We start from the raw sequence: 17,044 nt of genomic DNA, 5'->3' as shown, positions 1-17,044 counted from the left end.
CCGTGAGCACCACGACAGAACGGACCGCGCGCGCGGTGGGGACCGACCCCACCGCGCCGCGGCGCACCACGGCCAGACAGCGCCGCCCGGAGCAGGGACGGCGGCGGACGACCGGCCGGATCAGCGGGGGCGCGACTCCGTACTTCTTCATCGCGCCCGGCTTCATCCTCTTCGCCGTGCTGATCCTGCTGCCGATCCTGCAGGCCGTGCAGATGAGCTTCTACGACTGGAAGATCATGGCCGGCGCGGTCAGCCAGTTCCTCGGGCTGGCGAACTACGCCCGCGCGTTCCAGGACCCGCACTTCTGGCTGAGCCTGGCCAACAGCGGCATCTACATGCTCTTCACGGTGCCGCCGCAGATCGTCCTCGGACTGTTCGTCGCGGTCCTCCTCAAGCGGAAGAGCCCCAGCCAGCCGGTCTTCCGCGTGCTGTTCTACCTCCCCGTCGTCACGAGCTGGGTCGTCGTCTCGCTGCTGTTCAAGTACCTCTTCGCGGACGGCGGGCTCGTCAACTTCACACTGCACGACTTCCTGCACCTGATGAACTCGGACGTGTCCTGGCTGTCCGGCCGCTGGACCGCCCTCGTCGCGATCTGCGCCCTCGGCGTCTGGAAGGGCGTCGGCTGGTCGATGATGATCTTCCTCGCCGCCCTCCAGGGCGTTCCGCAGTCGCTGGAGGAGGCCGCGACCATGGACGGCGCCGGCCGCTGGCAGCGCTTCCGCGTCGTCACGATCCCCGCGATCTGGCCGTCGCTGCTCTTCGTCACGGTGATGCTCGTGATCGGCGGCTTCAACGTCTTCACCTCGGTGCTCGTGATGACCGGCGGAGGACCGGGCGGCCAGACGGACGTCGTCCTCACCTACATGTACAACCAGGCGTTCCAGTACCTCGACTTCGGCTATGGGTCGGCGCTCGCCGTGATCCTCGCCGTCATCGTCTTCGTGCTCGCCGTCATCCAGCTGCGCGTCTTCCGCGACCGCGGCGGAGAGGACCTCGCATGACCGCCACGGTGAACGGAGGGCGGACCACCGGACGGCTCGCCCGTCCGGGTCTGACCGCGCGCCGGAGGCTCGGCACCGGTGTCCGGATCGCCGTCCTCGTCGTGGGCGCGGCGATCATGGTGACGCCGTTCCTCTACATGCTCTCGACCAGCTTCAAGAGCCAGGCCTACGTGCTCACGGTCCCGCCGCAGTTCATCCCGAACCCGGCCACGATCGACAACTACCGGCAGGCGCTGACCACCCAGGACTTCGGGCTGTACTTCCTCAACTCCACGATCGTCGCGGTCGTCTCGACGGCGCTGTCCGTGCTGATCAGCTCGATGATGGCGTACGGGTTCGCGCGCTACCGGTTCGCCGGGCGGGAGACGATGTTCCGGATCCTGCTGATCGGGCTCGTCGTCCCAGCGATGATGCTGATCATCCCGCAGTTCATCATCGCCAAGTTCTTCGGGCTCATCGACTCCCTCGGCGGTCTGATCGTGTTCTACGTCGCCGGGTCGCTCGCGCTCAACACCTTCCTACTGCGCGGCTTCTTCGCCTCGATCCCCGCCGAGCTCGACCAGGCGATGCAGGTCGACGGCGCGAACGCGTGGACCCGCTACTGGAGGCTCGCGCTGCCGCTGGCCAAGCCCGCGCTCGCGACGGCCACCATCTTCACCTTCCTGGCCTGCTGGGACGAGTTCGCCTGGGCGCTGACGATCATCAACACCCCGACGAAGCGCACCCTCCCGATCGCCATCGCGCTGTTCCAGGGCGAGAACGCCACGCAGTGGGGGCTCGTCTTCGCCGCCTCGGTGATCGCGGTGGTGCCGGTGGTCGTGGTGTTCCTCGTCTTCCAGCGGTACTTCGTGCAGGGTCTGACCTCCGGGGCGGTGAAGGGATGAGCGAGCTGCTGCCCGAGCGCGCCTGGTACGGCGCCGGCGACGAGATCCGGATCGAGGTGCGCGGCGTCTCCGGCGCCGGGGAGCTCACCCTCTGGCGCCTCGGCGTGAAGCAGGGCGCGTGGACGACGGCCGGCACCGGTCTCGTCTCGCTCGGGACGCAGGCGGCCGGAGGCTACGGCGTCGAGTGGACCGACGGGACCCTCCTCCTCCGCACGGCCGTCCAGGTCGCCGGAGCGGACACGTCGCGCCTGCGCTACGGCTTCACCGTCGACTACGCGCCGGACCGCGACCCGCGCGGACTGGTCGACACGGTGCGACGCCTGCACCTCACCGATGTGCAGTTCTACGACTGGGCCTACCGGCACGCCGACCTGCTCGGCGGCGGCGAGCACTACGAGGACGCGCTGGGCCAGCCGGTGTCGCTGGCGACGGTCCGGCGACTGGTGGACGCGGTCCACACCGCCGGAGCGCGTGCCCTCGGCTACGCGGCCGTGTACGCGGTCGGCCCGCAGGAGTGGGACGGCTGGAAGCAGTGGGCACTGCTCGACGCGGCCGGCGAGCCGTACGCGCTGGGCGACTTCCTCTTCATCGTGGACCCGGCCGCCGTGCCGTGGCTGTCGCACTTCCGCGGCGAGCTCACGGCCGGGGTCGCGACGGTCGGCTTCGACGGGTTCCACCTCGACCAGTACGGCTACCCGAAGCATGCGCGCCGGGCGGACGGCCGCACCGTGGAGGTCGCGCGCTCGTTCGACACCATGATCGGCGGGGTGCGGGACGCGCTCCCCGACGCGCACCTGGTCTTCAACAACGTCAACGACTTCCCGACCTGGACCACGGCGGCGAGCCCGCAGGACGCCGTGTACATCGAGGCGTGGGATCCGCACCTGACGCTCGGCTCGCTCGCGTCCGTCGTCACCCGGGCGCGCGCCGCCGGCGGGGACAAGCCCATCGCGATCGCGGCGTACCAGCACGTCTACGACTCGGCGCCCGCTGCCGCGGCCGACCGGGCCACCGCGTTCACGATGGCGACGCTGTTCTCGCACGGGGCCACCCAGCTCCTCGCCGGGGAGGCCGACCGCATCCTGGTGGACCCGTACTACGTGCGCAACCACGTCGTCGAGGACTCCACAGCCGCCCTCCTCCGGCGCTGGTATGACTTCATGGTCGAGCACGACGAACTGCTTTTCGATCCCGCGATCGTGGACGTCACCGGCTCCTATGCCGGGCCGTACAACGACGACCTCGACGTGTCGTACGCGGACGTGGAGGTCGCCGGAGAGCCCGTCGCGGGCGCGGTCTGGCGCCGGGTGGTGCAGACGAAGCACGGCCTCGTGGTCCACCTCATCAACCTGGCCGGTCAGCCGGACACGCTTTGGGACGGACCCAAGGAGGGCGTCAGGGACGTCGGCCAGGGCACGCTGCGCCTGCGCGCGATCGCCGGCGCGACACCGCGCTTCCGGGTCGCGGACCCCGACGGGTCGCCCCGGCTCGTCGACCTCCCCGTCCACGCGGACGGGACGCACGCGACGGTCGTCCTGCCGCCTCCGGGCGCCTGGCAGGTCGTGCTCGTCGAACTCGAACCGGATGGAGCGCCATGACCGACCTGACCACGAACCCCGTCGGCCGTGCCGAGCGCGCCGATGCTCCGGCGGCGGACGACACCTGGTGGCGGTCCGCCGTCGTCTACCAGATCTATCCGCGCAGCTTCGCGGACAGCGACGGCGACGGCATCGGTGACCTCGGGGGGATCCGGCAACGACTCGACCACCTCCAGCTCCTCGGGGTCGACGTCATCTGGCTGTCGCCCATCTACGCCTCCCCGCACGACGACAACGGCTACGACATCAGCGACTACCGAGGGATCGACCCGGCCTACGGGACCCTGGAGGACTTCGACGACCTGCTGGCGGACATCCACTCCCGCGGCATGAAGCTGGTCATGGACCTCGTGGTCAACCACACCTCCGACGAGCACCCGTGGTTCGTCGAGTCCGCGTCGTCCGTCGATAGCCCGAAGCGTGACTGGTACTGGTGGCGCAAGCCCCGGGCCGGCTTCGTCCCCGGTGCTCCCGGAGCCGAGCCGAACAACTGGGGTTCCTTCTTCTCGGGGCCGGCCTGGCAGTACGACGCGGCGTCGGGGGAGTACTTCCTCCACCTCTTCTCCCGGAAGCAGCCGGACCTCAACTGGGAGAACCCGGAGGTCCGCGAGGCCGTCTACGACATGATGAACTGGTGGCTCGACCGGGGGGTCGACGGCTTCCGGATGGACGTCATCAACCTGATCTCGAAGGTGGTCGAGCTCCCCGACGGCGAGGTGCCGCCCGGCGCGATCCACGGTGACGGGTTCCCGTTCTACGCTCAGGGCCCGCGCATCCACGAGTTCCTGCAGGAGATGCACGAGCGGGTGTTCGCCGGGCGCTCCGGCGACTTCCTCACCGTCGGCGAGATGCCGGGGGTGACGATCGAGGAGGCGCGGCTGTTCACCGACCCGGACCGGGGCGAGGTCGACATGGTGTTCCAGTTCGAGCACGTCGGGCTCGATCACGGGCCGGGCGGCAAGTTCGACCCGCGCGCGGCGACGCCGCGGGACCTGAAGGCGTCGCTCGGCCGCTGGCAGCACGGCCTCGCGGATGTGGGCTGGAACAGCCTGTACTGGAACAACCACGACCAGCCCCGCGTCGTCAGCCGCTTCGGCGACGACGGCGAGCACTGGCGGGAGTCGGCGACCGCGCTCGCGACGGTGCTGCACCTGATGCGCGGCACGCCCTACATCTATCAGGGCGAAGAGCTCGGGATGACGAACATGCCGTTCACCGACATCGCCGACTTCCGCGATATCGAGTCGCTCAACCACTACGCGGAGGCCGTCGGGGTGCGCGGCCAGCCGCCGGAGGCCGTGCTCGACGCGCTGCGCGTGATGAGTCGCGACAATGCCCGCACCCCCGTCCAGTGGTCGGACGGCCCGGCGGCCGGCTTCACCTCGGGGACGCCGTGGATCGCGGTCAACCCGAACGCGGCGCGGATCAACGCGGAAGCCCAGCGGGACGACCCTGCGTCGATCTTCGCGCACTACCGCGCGCTCATCGCGCTGCGTCACAGCGAGCGGGCGGTCTCGCACGGCAGCTTCGAGCTCGTCCTGCCGGAGCATCCCGCGGTGTTCGCCTATACGCGGACGCTCGGCGACCGGCAGCTTCTCGTGATCGCGAACCTGTCCGGCGAGCGGGCGGAGTACGACCTCCCCGACGTCGCCGCCTGGCGCGAGGCGGAGCCGGTGCTCGGCAATCGCGTGGGACGGCGGCCGCGGGTGGACGGCCGGTGCGAGCCGTGGGAGGCGCAGGTCTTCGTGAGGGAGCTCGCTGGCTGAGCGCGCCAGGACCTGCTTGTCGCCGCCCCCGAACACTCCTATCGTTGCCGGTGTCGCGCACGGTCCCTCGAGGCGGACGGCCTCCCGTGCCGGCGGGAGGTGGGTGCAGGCGATGGATGACATGAGCGGGATGATGTCCATGATGAAGGAGTCGGCTCAGGGGCCGATGGCCGGCATGGATCTGACGATGATGCAGCGATGTATCGAGGCGTGCTCGGCGTGCGAGCAGGCGTGCACGATGTGCGCGGGCTCGATGTCGATGGAGGGCATGTCCGGTTCGGCGATGTGCATGAGCTGCGCCGAGATGTGCAACACGATGATGCGGATGATGCTGCGCCCGATGCCGATGAACGCCGGCGACATGGCGGCGATGATGGCGATGCTGCAGGCGACCTCGGCGATGTGCCGGGCCTGCGCGGACGACTGCGCCGGGATGGCCGGCAGTGCGTCCGCGACGATGTGCGCTCAGGTCTGCCGCAACTGCGCGGACGCGTGCGACGCGATGACGGCCTCCATGAAGCCGATGATGGCGTCGTAGCTCCGGCGCACCGGGCCGGCGGTCAGTCGCGCGCGAGGCGCACGTTGAGGAGCTCGTCGCCGGCGGAGAGCACACCGTAGAGCGTGTGGACGGCGACGGGCACGCCCGGCGTGAGCACGGCGCGCAGGTCGTCGTAGTGCCAGCAGCGGAGGCTGCCGCCGTCGAGGTCGGCCAGCTCGATCCAGCCGTCGTCGCCCTGGGAGACGACGAACACGTCGGTCCAGTGCGACGGGGTGGCGATCGCGGCCTGGCGTGCGATGGGGTGCAGGGCGTAGCCGTCGTCGAACATGTCCGCGCCCTGCCCGGAGGCGGCCCGGAGCAGGGCGTCCTTCGCGGTGGGGCTGGGCTGACGGGTCACGGGGTCCTTCTCACGGTCGGCGGCGGTGTCGCGCGGTGCGCGATGAGTACCGAGCATAGGCAGGTCGTCCGCCCGAGTCACGCCGGCCGTCACACGATGAAACACGCCGCCGGCGTCAGTGCCCGCCGGCCACCTGCGCGAGGGTGTCCGTGCCGAGCGCGGTGCGCACCCGGGCGAGTGCGGCGGGGTCCTCGAGGACGATGGACTGCCCGTCGGCGGAGGTGCCGGTGCCGCCTGTTGGCAGCGTGAACGTGCGGATGCTCGCGGAGCCGGAGAGGCGCAGGCTCGCCGCGAGCGACAGCATGCTCGGGAGATCGAACTGCGCGTCCACGCTGACGGCGGAACCGGCCGCCTTCGCGAACGCCAGCAGGGCGCCGGGGTTCGCCAGCACCGAGTGCCGGAGGAGGGTCGTGGCGAAGCCGCGCAGGAGGGCTTGCTGGTCCGCGACCCGCTGGTAGTCGGCGGTGGGGAAGGCGTAGCGCTCCCGCGCGAAGGCGAGCGCCTCGTCCCCGTCGAGATGGTTGACGCCCTGGACGAAGTGGTAGTGCGGCGCTTTCACCGTGGTGAAGGCGAGCGGGCTGTCGACGTCCACGCCGCCGATGGCGTTCGTGATGTTCTTCAGCCCGGAGAAGTCGAGGATCACGACGTGGTCGATCCGGGTGCCGAGGAGCTGCTCCACCGTCAGCACCGTCAGCGGCGTGCCGCCCCAGGCGAGGGCCGCGTTGATCTTGGCGGTGCCGTTGCCGGGGATGGGCACCCAGAGGTCGCGCATGATCGACATGACGTAGACGTCGCGCCGGTCGGCGTCGATGTGCACGAGCATCATCGTGTCGGAGCGCTGATCGGACAGCGCGGTGGGGCCGACCGCCGTGGGGGCGCCGCGCGAGTCGGAGCCGAGCAGCAGGATGTTCATCGCACCGGGCGTCGCCGGCGCGGCGGCCGCGGCCGGCGGAACGGCGGCCGGGAGTGCGTGGGGGAGGCGGGTCACCTGGGCGTCGAAGGTGCCGGCGACGCTGCCGGCGTAGAGCGCCGCAGCGCTGAACGCCGCCCCGATCGCCACCAGGACGACCGTCGCGAGCACGATCAGGATGCGCAGCCAGCGCCCCGTGCGGCTGTGTGGCTGGATGCGCGCGAGGTGGATGTGTGCGGTGTGGATGGCCATCCGGCTCGCCCCCTCGTGCCGGGGGTCGGGTCCGGCACCAGAGACTTAAGTGAGGTTCCCTCATCTCTGTGGTGAGGTCAGTATAAGCAGTCTGTCCTCATTTACGAGGACACAATTGTGTAACCGGGGGACGTCAGCGAGCGTACGGGTACGAGACGTACGCGAACCGCGTGGAGTCGGGCGACCAGCTGTTGACGTTGATGGTGCCCTGCCCGCCCGGCAGCGGGATGCGCTCCAGCGGCGTCCCCCAGTCCACGGTGTCCACCACGACGAGGCTGACGGAGAGGTCTGCCGGATGGCCCTCCGTCCCGGGAGGGAACTCGATGTAGACGGCTCTGCTCCCGTCGGGCGACAGGTGCGGGAACCAGTCGACGGTGTCGCTGACGACCAGCCGCTCCAGCTCGCCGCCGCCCTCGCGGATCCGGGCGAGCTGGGCGTGCCCGGGCCGGGAGGCCCAGTGCTCGCTGTTGAGGTAGATCCACTCGCCGTCGGGCGACCATTCCGGTCCGTCGATGTGGCCAGGGCCGGTGTCCACGACCGTGGACTCGCCGCCCGCCGCGGGCATCACGGCGAGCCGCCCCGGCTGGTCGAAGGTCGTGATCCGCACGTAGGCGAGGCGCTCGCCGTCCGGCGACACCCCGTGCAGGAAGTGCCAGACCTCCTCGTCGGAGGTGACCTTCTCCGCCGCGCCGCCGGACAGTGGCGCCCGGTAGATGTGCCGGTCCATCGCGGACGCGTAGATCGCCTCGCCGCCGGGGTCGAGGACGTGGTCGTTGTTGAGCGGCGGCAGTCCCGAATGGACGATGGCCGCCGGCTGCGCGCCGGCCTCCGCCGCGAGCGACCAGAGGACGCCGTTGCCGTTCAGCAGCAGCCGGGCGCCGTCGAGCGACCAGTTCGGCGCCTCGAAGAGCACGTCGTCGCTCTCGTGGATGAGGACGTCCTCCCCGGTGCGGACGTCGTGGACGTGGATGCGTGCGGTCTGGCCCGGTTCGAGGGTGCGGTAGGTCATGCCCGAATCCTTCCGGGGACGCGGGGCGCCGTCACTGCGGCGCCCCGCGTCCCGCGCGCACGGCGGCGAAGCCGTCCCGCACGGCCGCGACGAGGTGTCGCACGGCGGGGGAGGGGCGACGCGCGGCGTCCTCCGCGGGCGTCGCCAGGAGGATCGAGCGCACGAACGACGGGTCGTCGACCGGGAGCAGGACGATGCCGGGGTGCGCAGCGGCCGTCGCGAGTCCCGGGATGAACCCGACCACCATCCGCGCGGCGGTCATCCCGAGGAGGACCTGGAAGTCGTCGGTCCTGATCGCGACATCGAGGACGTGGCCTTCGGCCGCGAAAGCGTCGGCGACGACGCGGTCCATCGCGTCCTCGGCGGAGGTGGCGAAGACCCAGCGCTCGTCGCGGAGCGAGAGCACCGCGGCGAGGTCGACCGACCTGCGCGACGCGAGCGGGTGGCCGACGGGCAGCGCCAGCAGCAACGGGTCGCGGTACACCTCCATGGTCGCCACGTCCGGGCGGAACGGCAGTTCGTACCCGGGAACCGTGTAGACCAGCGCGGCGTCGAGCGCGCCGCGGTTGATCCGGTCGACCAGCGCGGGAACCTCCTCGAACGTGGCGTCGATCTCGATGCCGAGGTCGCCGACACTGCCGGCGACGAACGGCAGGATGCTCGCCGCGGCCGTCGCGAAGGTCCCGAACCGCAGGCGCACGCGCCCCAGCAGGCTGAACTCGCGCGCGTCCCCGATCGCCCGCTCGCTGAGCGTGAGGATCTCCTGCGCGCGTTCGAGCAGCAGCATGCCGACGGGGGTCAGCCTGCTGCCACGTGGCGAGCGCGCGAGCAGGGGGGCGCCGACCAGCCGTTCGAGGTTCTTCAGGTGGTAGTCGACGGTCGGCTGGCCCCACCCGAGGCGGCGCGCGGCGGCGGTGACCGAGCCTTCGGCGTGGACCGCCCGGAGGGCTTCGAACTGTCGCAGATCCGCCATCGGATCCCCTGTCTGGATTGTGGATGACCGCCTGATCGGGCAATGAGTCACATACAGTCTATGTGGGGAGGGCGATGTTCGGGGGATTCTGATCGCGGGAGGCCGCCCCCACGATGGAGGAATGGCCCCCACCCGCTCCACCGCGATCGACGCGCGTTCGCTGCCTCCCACCGCCGACCTCCGTCAGTGGGAGACGCCGTACGCGGACGCGCTGGAGCGCCACGCGGCGCGCGACCCGCTCGCGCTGATGGTGCCGGGGCACGGCGGCGACGAGCTCGGTCTCAGCGCGCGGCTCGCCGCGTTCCTCGGGCCGCGGCCGCTGCAGCTCGACGTCCCGATGCTGGTGGACGACATCGATCTCGGCGAGGACTCGCCGCTCAGCCGCTCCCTCGGCCTCGCGGCGGAGGCGTGGGGCGCCCGCCGCACCTGGTTCCTGACCGGCGGCGCCTCGCAGGCCAACCGGATCGCAGCGCTCGCCGTGCGCGGGCTCGGCGAGAACATCCTGTCGCAGCGCAGCGCGCACTCCAGCTTCAGCGACGGCGTGCTCTCGGCGGGGCTGGCGCCCTCGTTCGTGCTGCCGTCCCTCGACGCCGGGCACGGTGTCGCGCACGGCGTCTCGCCCGCGTCGCTCGATGCGGCGCTGACCGACGCGGCCCGTGCAGGACGCCCGGCGGACGCGGTCTACGTCGTCTCGCCGAGCTACTTCGGCGCCGTCGCCGACGTCGCCGGTCTGGCTCAGGTGGCGCACGCGCACGGCGCCCCGCTCATCGTGGACGGCGCCTGGGGGCCGCACTTCGGATTCCACCCGGACCTCCCGGAGTCGCCCACCCGCCTCGGCGCGGACCTGGTGGTCTCCAGCACGCACAAGCTGGGCGGCTCGCTCACCCAGTCCGCCATGCTGCACCTCGGCCACGGCCCGTTCGCCGACGCGCTCGAACCGCTCGTCGCGCGCGCGGTCTCGATCACGGCGTCCACCTCCACGTCGGCGCTGCTGCAGGCCTCGCTCGACATCGCCCGGCACTCCCTGGCCACCGGCGCGGAGCTGATCGGCCGGTCGATCGCCGCCGCCGACGCATTCCGGGAGGCGCTGCGCGGCGACCCGCGCTTCGGTGTGCTCAGCGACGGCTTCGGCGCGTTCGACGACATCGTCGCCGTCGACCCGCTGCGCGTCGCGATCGACGTGTCGCGCACCGGGGTGAGCGGACACTGGCTGCGTCAGCGCCTCATCGACGCCGACGGGATCTTCTTCGAGATGTCGACAGCGACCACCGTGGTCGCGCTGATCGGCGCGGGGAAGACGCCCGACCTCGCCCGGGCGCACGATGCGCTCGTCGCGGCGGCCGACTCGGCGGAGGCCCGTGCCGAGCGGGCGGGAGGCGGCGCCGACGAGTTCCCGGCCCTCCCCGCGTCCGGCCCGCTGCGCATCCTGCCCCGCGACGCGTTCTTCGCCGGCACGGAGGTCGTGCCCGCGGCCGAGGCCGTCGGGCGCATCTCCGCCGACACGCTCGCCGCCTACCCGCCCGGCATCCCGAACCTCATCCCCGGCGAGGAGATCACGGCGCAGACCGTGGCCTTCCTGCAGGCGGTCGCCGCGTCGCCGTCCGGCTACGTGCGCGGCGCTGTCGACCCGGGGGTCGGCTCGTTCCGCGTGACCACCCGCGACTGAGCGCGACGGATTCGAAATCCCCCACCAATCAAAGGAGACTGGTAGATATGCCCACCATCGCTCAGCAACTGCTGCGCAGGAAGCCCACCACGCCGCCCGGCGCCGGCGAGGTACACCTGAAACGCAGCATCGGCCTCTTCTCGCTGACCATGATCGGCGTCGGCGGGACGCTCGGCACCGGGATCTTCTTCATCCTCTCCCAGGCGGTCCCCGTCGCCGGGCCCGCGGTCATCTGGTCGTTCGTCATCGGCGGCGTCGTCGCCGGGCTCACCGCGCTCTGCTACGCCGAGATGGCGGGCGCCGTGCCGGCCTCCGGGTCGACCTACTCCTACGCGTACGCGACGCTCGGCGAAGGAACGGCGATGGCGGTCGGCGCCTGTCTGCTGCTGGAGTACGGGGTCTCGACCGCCGCCGTCGCGGTCGGGTGGTCGCAGTACGTCAACCAGCTTCTGCAGAACCTCGTCGGCTGGCAGCTCCCGGTGCAGCTCTCCCAGGCGCCCGAGCAGGGCGGCATCGTCAACGTCCCCGCGGTGATCGTCATCGTGCTGTGCTCGCTGCTGCTCCTGCGCGGGGCGCGCGAGTCCACGACGATCAACAGCATCATGGTGGTCGTCAAGATCGCCGTCGTGCTGTTCTTCTGCGCGGTGGCGTTCACCGGGTGGAACAGCGACCACTTCCACAACTTCGCGCCGGCCGGATTCGCGGGCATCGTCGGCGGCGCCGGGATCATCTTCTTCTCCTTCGTCGGGCTCGACGCGGTGTCGACGGCCGGCGAGGAGGCGAAGAACCCGAAGCGGAACCTGCCGCTCGCGATCATCTTCGCGCTGCTCATCATCATCGTGCTCTACGTCGGCACCAGCCTCGCCGCGCTCGGCGCGCAGGCTCCGCAGAAGTTCGCGAACCAGGACGCAGGCCTCGCCGCGATCCTGCAGAACATCATCGGCTCGACCTGGCCCGGCACCGTCGTCGCCATCGGCGCGATCATCTCGATCTTCTCGGTGACGCTCGTCGTCCTCTACGGGCAGACCCGCATCCTGTTCGCCATGTCGCGCGACGGGATGATCCCGAAGGTGTTCGCGAAGGTCGACCCGCGCACGATGACGCCGGTGAAGAACACCGTCATCGTCATGATCGCCACGAGCGTCCTGGCGGCGGTCGTCCCGATCGACTTCCTCGCCGAGATGACGAGCATCGGCACCCTCGTCGCGTTCATCGTGGTGTCGCTCGGCGTCATCATCCTGCGCGTGCGGGAGCCGGAGCTGGAGCGCGGCTTCCGCCTGCCGCTCGGCTGGACGATCCCCATCCTGTCGATCGCGGGCTGCATCGCGATCATCACGCAGCTCCGCCTCATCACGATCATCGTGTTCCTGATCTGGACCGCTGCCTTCCTGGTCTTCTACTGGTTCTACGGCCGGAAGCACTCCACGCTGCAGACCGGCGCCCCGGTCGCCGGCGCGGAGGCCCCGTACACGAGCAACTTCGCCCAGCCGAGCAAGGATGAGATCCGTGCGGCCGCCGAGCGCAGGAAGGCGGGCCGGAGATGAGTATCGTCGTCGGGGTGGACCCCGCGCATCGCTCGGCCTCCGCACTGCACTTGGCCGCGATGCTCGCCCGCTCCTCCGGTACCGACCTCCTCGTGGCTGCGGTCGTCCCGCCGGCCTGGCCGACGACGGCGGGAGGCGCGGACGCGGAGTGGCGCGGCTACACCCGGGACAACGCGGACAGCGCCCTCGACCATGCCGCGGCCGTGCTCGGCGGCTCGGTCGCGGCGGAGTACCTCCTCCGCGAGGCGCCGTCGGCCCGGCGCGGGCTCGTCGAGCTCGCCGAGGAGCGCGAGGCGTCGATGATAGTCGTGGGCTCCGCGGTGAACGCGCAGCCGGGGCGGATCGCGCTCGGCTCCGCGAGCGACACGCTGCTGCACGCGTCATCCGTCCCGGTCGCGCTCGCGCCGCGCGGCTACCGCACCGGGGAGGGCGCCCGCGTCGGCCGGGTGACCGCCGCCTACCGGGGCACCGGCGAATCGAGCGGCCTGGTGTTCGGCGCCGCGGGAGTGGCCACGTCGGTCGGCGCGGAGCTCCGGATCGCCTCCTTCGCCGTCGTGCCGCCGGACTCCGGCACGTCGGGCGCGGGCCTCGACGCCGAGCTGCCGATCGCGGACGCCTGGGCCGCCGACGTCGAGCGGCACGCCGCGACGCTGGTGCGCCAGGTGACGGAGTCGCCGGACGCTCCGGAGGTCTCGGGCATCGCGGTCGGGATCGGCGAGACGTGGGAGTCGGCCCTGGCAGACGTCGGCTGGGAGCCCGGCGAGGTGCTGGTCGTCGGCTCGAGCACGCTCGGCCCGATCGCCCGCGTGTTCCTCGGCTCGCACGCGGCCAAGATCGTCCGCCACTCGCCCGTGCCGGTCGTCGTCGTCCCGCACGGCATCGCCGGCCGGGACCGGGACTGACCTGCGCCGCACCTCCCGAACCGAACCAGACCTGACCGAACCAGACCTGGCCGAACCAGACCTGGCCGAACCAGACCAGGCCGAACCAGACCGAAGGACGCAGTCATGGCGCATCCCCTCCTCGACCTCTTCCCCGCCGGGGCGACCGTCGACCCCGACGGCACCCTCGTGGTCGGCGGCTGCCGGGTCGACGACCTCGCGCGCGCGTTCGGCACGCCCGCGATCGTCGTCGACGAGGACGCCCTCCGCGCCAGGGCCCGCGAGTACCGCACCGCCCTCACGTCGCGCCGGCCGAACGCGCGCGTCGTGTTCGCCTCCAAGGCGTTCCCGGCGACCGCCGTGCAACGCGTCATGGTGGAGGAGGGGCTCGGCCTCGACGTCGCGGGCGGCGGCGAGATCCTGAGCGGGCTGCGCGCGGGAGTGGATCCGGCGCTGATCGTCATGCACGGCAACGCCAAGACGACCGAGGAGCTGCGGATCGCGGTGGAGGCCGGGGTCGGGCTCGTCGTCGTGGACAACGAGGACGACGTGGACCGGCTGGAGACCCTGGTCGCGCCAGGGAACGTCCAGCGCGTCCTCGTCCGCATCGTCCCCGACGTCGTCTCGTCCACGCACCCGCACGTGCAGACCGGGCAGGTGGGCTCCAAGTTCGGGCTGACGGCCGCGGCCGCGCGCGTGCTCCTGGCCCGGATCGAGGCGAGCCCGCTGCTGGAGCTGCGCGGGCTGCACGCCCACGTCGGTTCGCAGATCATGGACCCGGCGGAACTCGCTGCCGCCGTCGCCCCGCTCGCCGCTCTCGGAACGTTCCCGGTCTACGACCTCGGCGGCGGCCTCGGCGCCCGGTACACGACCGCCGACCAACCCGCGTCCGTCGACGAGTACGTCGAAGCGCTGCTCGCGGCCGCCGACGAGCACCTGCCCGCCGACGCCGAACTGATCATCGAGCCGGGCCGCAGCATGGTGAACGGGTCGGCGTTCACCCTCTACACGGTCACCACGGTCAAGCGGGACGCGCGGAATTTCGTCGCCGTCGACGGCGGCATGGGCGACAACCTGGAGGTCGCACTGTACCAGCAGCGCTACGAGGCCGTCCTCGCCGAGCGGATGACCGATGAGGACGCGGAGGACGTCGTGGTGGTCGGCAGGCACTGCGAGTCGGGGGACGTGCTCGTCGACCCGCTGCGGCTGCCCGCGGCACGGGTCGGCGACCTCCTCGCCGTCCCCGCCACCGGCGCGTACACGCACACCATGGCGAACAACTACAACGGGTACCGGCGGCCGCCGGTGGTCTTCGTGCGCGACGGCGAGGCGCGGGCGGTGATCCGGCGGGAGACGTGGGAGGACCTCTTCGACCGCGACCTGTAGGGCGTTTGATCGACCGGGCTAATCACTGGCAGAGCCAACAGTTGTTGGACTTCCGAATGCCGCCTTCGTAGCGTGGGAGAACGTCCGTCCGGGCGTGCCTCCACCGCTGTCCAGAAGGGACGACCCGTGCGAACATTCACGTTGCCCGGCACCGAGATCACCGCGCCCAATGTGGTGCTCGGCCTGATGCGCATCCAGGACAAGTCCGATGAGGAGGTGCGCACGCTCGTGCGGACCGCCCGCGACGCCGGGATCACCTTCCTCGACCACGCCGACGTCTACGGCTCCCCGCTGCACGGTTGCGAGCGCCGGTTCGCGGAGGCGATGAAGCTGAGCCCCTCCGAGCGCGAGGAGTTCGTCATCCAGTCCAAGGCGGGCATCGTGCCCGATGGCCCGTACTTCGACTTCTCGGCCGAGCACATCCTGGAGTCGGTGAACGGCAGCCTGGAGGCGCTGGGCACCGACTACCTCGACATCCTGCTGCTGCACCGCCCCGACGCCCTGGTCGAGCCAGAGGAGGTCGCCCGCGCGTTCGACGAGCTGTCGTCCTCCGGCAAGGTGCGCGCGTTCGGCGTCTCGAACCACACGCCCGGCCAGATCGACCTGCTGCGCCGCTACGTGACCCAGCCGCTCGTGGCCAACCAGCTCCAGCTCTCGATCACGCACGCGCCGATCATCGCCCAGGGCGTGGCCTCCAACATGCAGGCCCTGGACCAGTCGATCAGCCGCGACTACGGCATCCTCGACTACTGCCGCCTGCACGACATCACGGTGCAGGCCTGGTCGCCGTTCCAGGCCGGCTTCTTCGACGGCCCGTTCCTGGGCTCGGAGCGCTACCCGGAGCTCAACGCGGTCGTGGACCGGCTGGCCGAGAAGTACGGCGTCCCGGCCGAGGCGATCGCCGTCGCGTGGATCACGCGGCACCCGGCGCGGATGCAGGTCGTGCTCGGCACCACGACGCCGTCGCGCGTGGCCGCCGCGGCGCTGGGGTCGGAGCTGCCGCTGACGCGGCCGGAGTGGTACGAGCTGTACCGGGCGGCGGGGTACCTGGTTCCGTAGGCGGCGTGCCTCAGCCGAAGAAGCGCTGCAGGCGCCGGACGCCCTCGAGCAGGTCGTCGTCGCCGAGCGCGTACGAGAGCCGCAGGTAGCCGGAGGGGCCGAAGGCCTCCCCGGGGACCGTCGCGACCTCCAGCTCGTCGAGGATGAGGTCCGCGAGCTCCAGCGAGGTCCGCGGCACGACCCCGCCCCACTCCCGGTCGAGGAGGCCGCTCACGTCCGGGTAGACGTAGAACGCGCCGCGCGGCGTCGGGGTGCGGACGCCCGGGATGGTGTTCAGCTCGGCCACGATGGTGCGCCGCCGCCGGTCGAACGCCTGCCGCATCGCCTCGGCCTCGTCCTGCGGGCCGGTGAGGGCCTCGATCGCCGCGCGCTGGGAGATGTTGGAGACGTTGGAGGAAAGGTGCGACTGGAGGTTGGCGGCTGCCGCCATCGCGTCGGCGGGCCCGGTCATCCAGCCGACCCGCCATCCCGTCATCGCGTAGGTCTTGGCGACGCCGTTGACGAGGATGGTGCGGTCGGCGAGCGCGGGGACGGCCTCGGCGATGGAGACCGCGCGCACGCCGTCGTAGGTGAGGTTCTGATAGATCTCGTCGGCGATCACCCAGAGGCCGTTCTCGTCGGCCCAGCGCGCGATCTCCGCCACCTGTTCCGCCGGGTAGACGCTCCCGGTGGGGTTGGACGGGGAGACGAACAGCAGCACCTTCGTGCGCTCGGTGCGCGCGGCCTCCAGCTGGTCGACAGTCACCAGGTACTCCTGGTCCGCGCCCGCGAAGACCTCGACAGGGACGCCGCCGGCAAGCGCGATCGCCTCGGGGTAGGTGGTCCAGTACGGGGCGGGCACGAGCACCTCGTCGCCTGGGTCGAGGAGCGTGGCGAAGGCCTGGTAGACCGCCTGCTTGCCGCCGTTCGTCACCACGACCTGCGACGGCGCGACAGTCATCCCCGAATCCCGGAGGGTCTTCGCCGCGATGGCCTCGCGCAACTCGGGCAGCCCGGCCGCCGGCGTGTACCGGTAGTTGCGCGGATCGCGCACCGCCCGCTGGGCCGCTTCGACGATGGAGGCGGGCGTGACGAAATCGGGCTCCCCGGCGGCGAAGCTGATCACCGGCCGTCCCTGCGCGCGGAGGGCCTTGGCCTTCGCGTCGACCTTGAGCGTGGCGGACTCGGAGATGGAACTGATTCGGCGGGAGATGCGTGGTGCTGAGGTCACGCCTCCCAA

General features: G+C 71.3%; 15 protein-coding genes. 10 read left to right on the top strand and 5 right to left on the bottom strand.

Features of this window, described 5'->3' with window-relative positions:
• Nucleotides 1-2 precede the first annotated feature (2 nt).
• The 5 genes from ABIA36_RS04915 to ABIA36_RS04895 all read left to right on the top strand — a co-directional run bounded on the left by ABIA36_RS04915 (nucleotide 3) and on the right by ABIA36_RS04895 (nucleotide 5,787).
• Nucleotides 3-1,001: a carbohydrate ABC transporter permease gene (locus ABIA36_RS04915; protein ID WP_369961155.1), complete on the top strand. Its 999-nt coding sequence runs from the start codon at nucleotides 3-5 to the stop codon at nucleotides 999-1,001.
• Nucleotides 998-1,885, top strand: coding sequence for a carbohydrate ABC transporter permease (locus ABIA36_RS04910; protein WP_369961154.1), 888 nt, complete (start codon nucleotides 998-1,000; stop codon nucleotides 1,883-1,885). Before ABIA36_RS04915 ends, ABIA36_RS04910 begins: the two co-directional genes overlap by 4 nt.
• Nucleotides 1,882-3,483, top strand: coding sequence for a glycoside hydrolase family 66 protein (locus ABIA36_RS04905; protein WP_369961153.1), 1,602 nt, complete (start codon nucleotides 1,882-1,884; stop codon nucleotides 3,481-3,483). Before ABIA36_RS04910 ends, ABIA36_RS04905 begins: the two co-directional genes overlap by 4 nt.
• Nucleotides 3,480-5,249, top strand: coding sequence for an alpha-glucosidase (locus tag ABIA36_RS04900; RefSeq protein WP_369961152.1), 1,770 nt, complete (start codon nucleotides 3,480-3,482; stop codon nucleotides 5,247-5,249). The genes ABIA36_RS04905 and ABIA36_RS04900 overlap by 4 nt, the downstream gene beginning before the upstream one ends.
• A gap of 121 nt (nucleotides 5,250-5,370) precedes the next feature.
• On the top strand, nucleotides 5,371-5,787 hold the full coding sequence (locus ABIA36_RS04895; RefSeq protein WP_369961151.1) for a hypothetical protein: 417 nt from the start codon (nucleotides 5,371-5,373) through the stop codon (nucleotides 5,785-5,787).
• Nucleotides 5,788-5,809: 22 nt separating this feature from the next.
• On the opposite strand, the gene ABIA36_RS04890 is transcribed toward ABIA36_RS04895, so the two are convergent.
• The 4 genes from ABIA36_RS04890 to ABIA36_RS04875 all read right to left on the bottom strand — a co-directional run bounded on the left by ABIA36_RS04890 (nucleotide 5,810) and on the right by ABIA36_RS04875 (nucleotide 9,289).
• Nucleotides 5,810-6,145, bottom strand: coding sequence for a hypothetical protein (locus tag ABIA36_RS04890; RefSeq protein WP_369961150.1), 336 nt, complete (start codon nucleotides 6,143-6,145; stop codon nucleotides 5,810-5,812).
• A 115-nt stretch (nucleotides 6,146-6,260) separates the two neighbouring features.
• A complete protein-coding gene (locus ABIA36_RS04885; RefSeq protein WP_369961149.1) occupies nucleotides 6,261-7,307 on the bottom strand; it encodes an LCP family protein in 1,047 nt (348 codons plus the stop codon).
• A gap of 133 nt (nucleotides 7,308-7,440) precedes the next feature.
• Nucleotides 7,441-8,316 carry a TolB family protein gene (locus ABIA36_RS04880; RefSeq protein WP_369961148.1) on the bottom strand — a complete coding sequence of 292 codons (876 nt, stop codon included), beginning with the start codon at nucleotides 8,314-8,316 and terminating at the stop codon, nucleotides 7,441-7,443.
• 31 nt (nucleotides 8,317-8,347) lie between these two features.
• Nucleotides 8,348-9,289 carry a LysR family transcriptional regulator gene (locus tag ABIA36_RS04875; protein WP_369961146.1) on the bottom strand — a complete coding sequence of 314 codons (942 nt, stop codon included), beginning with the start codon at nucleotides 9,287-9,289 and terminating at the stop codon, nucleotides 8,348-8,350.
• A 121-nt stretch (nucleotides 9,290-9,410) separates the two neighbouring features.
• Between ABIA36_RS04875 and ABIA36_RS04870 the strand changes: the two genes are divergently transcribed.
• From ABIA36_RS04870 to ABIA36_RS04850, 5 genes are all read left to right on the top strand, one after another.
• Entirely contained in the window at nucleotides 9,411-10,955 is a 1,545-nt protein-coding gene (locus tag ABIA36_RS04870) for an aminotransferase class I/II-fold pyridoxal phosphate-dependent enzyme (protein ID WP_369961145.1), read from the top strand.
• Nucleotides 10,956-11,002: 47 nt separating this feature from the next.
• Nucleotides 11,003-12,499 carry an amino acid permease gene (locus ABIA36_RS04865; protein ID WP_369961144.1) on the top strand — a complete coding sequence of 499 codons (1,497 nt, stop codon included), beginning with the start codon at nucleotides 11,003-11,005 and terminating at the stop codon, nucleotides 12,497-12,499.
• Nucleotides 12,496-13,401: a universal stress protein gene (locus ABIA36_RS04860; protein WP_369961143.1), complete on the top strand. Its 906-nt coding sequence runs from the start codon at nucleotides 12,496-12,498 to the stop codon at nucleotides 13,399-13,401. Before ABIA36_RS04865 ends, ABIA36_RS04860 begins: the two co-directional genes overlap by 4 nt.
• Before the next feature lie 105 nt (nucleotides 13,402-13,506).
• The gene (lysA, locus tag ABIA36_RS04855) at nucleotides 13,507-14,766 is read left to right on the top strand and encodes a diaminopimelate decarboxylase (protein WP_369961142.1); all 1,260 of its coding nucleotides are present in this window, start codon (nucleotides 13,507-13,509) and stop codon (nucleotides 14,764-14,766) included.
• A 126-nt stretch (nucleotides 14,767-14,892) separates the two neighbouring features.
• On the top strand, nucleotides 14,893-15,825 hold the full coding sequence (locus ABIA36_RS04850; protein ID WP_369961141.1) for an aldo/keto reductase family oxidoreductase: 933 nt from the start codon (nucleotides 14,893-14,895) through the stop codon (nucleotides 15,823-15,825).
• A 10-nt stretch (nucleotides 15,826-15,835) separates the two neighbouring features.
• On the opposite strand, the gene ABIA36_RS04845 is transcribed toward ABIA36_RS04850, so the two are convergent.
• The gene (locus ABIA36_RS04845) at nucleotides 15,836-17,035 is read right to left on the bottom strand and encodes a pyridoxal phosphate-dependent aminotransferase (protein ID WP_369961140.1); all 1,200 of its coding nucleotides are present in this window, start codon (nucleotides 17,033-17,035) and stop codon (nucleotides 15,836-15,838) included.
• Nucleotides 17,036-17,044 lie beyond the last annotated feature (9 nt).

The organism is Leifsonia sp. EB34 (assembly GCF_041260585.1).
Lineage (GTDB): Bacteria > Actinomycetota > Actinomycetes > Actinomycetales > Microbacteriaceae > Leifsonia.
This window is presented reverse-complemented; position numbering and strand designations above follow the sequence as displayed.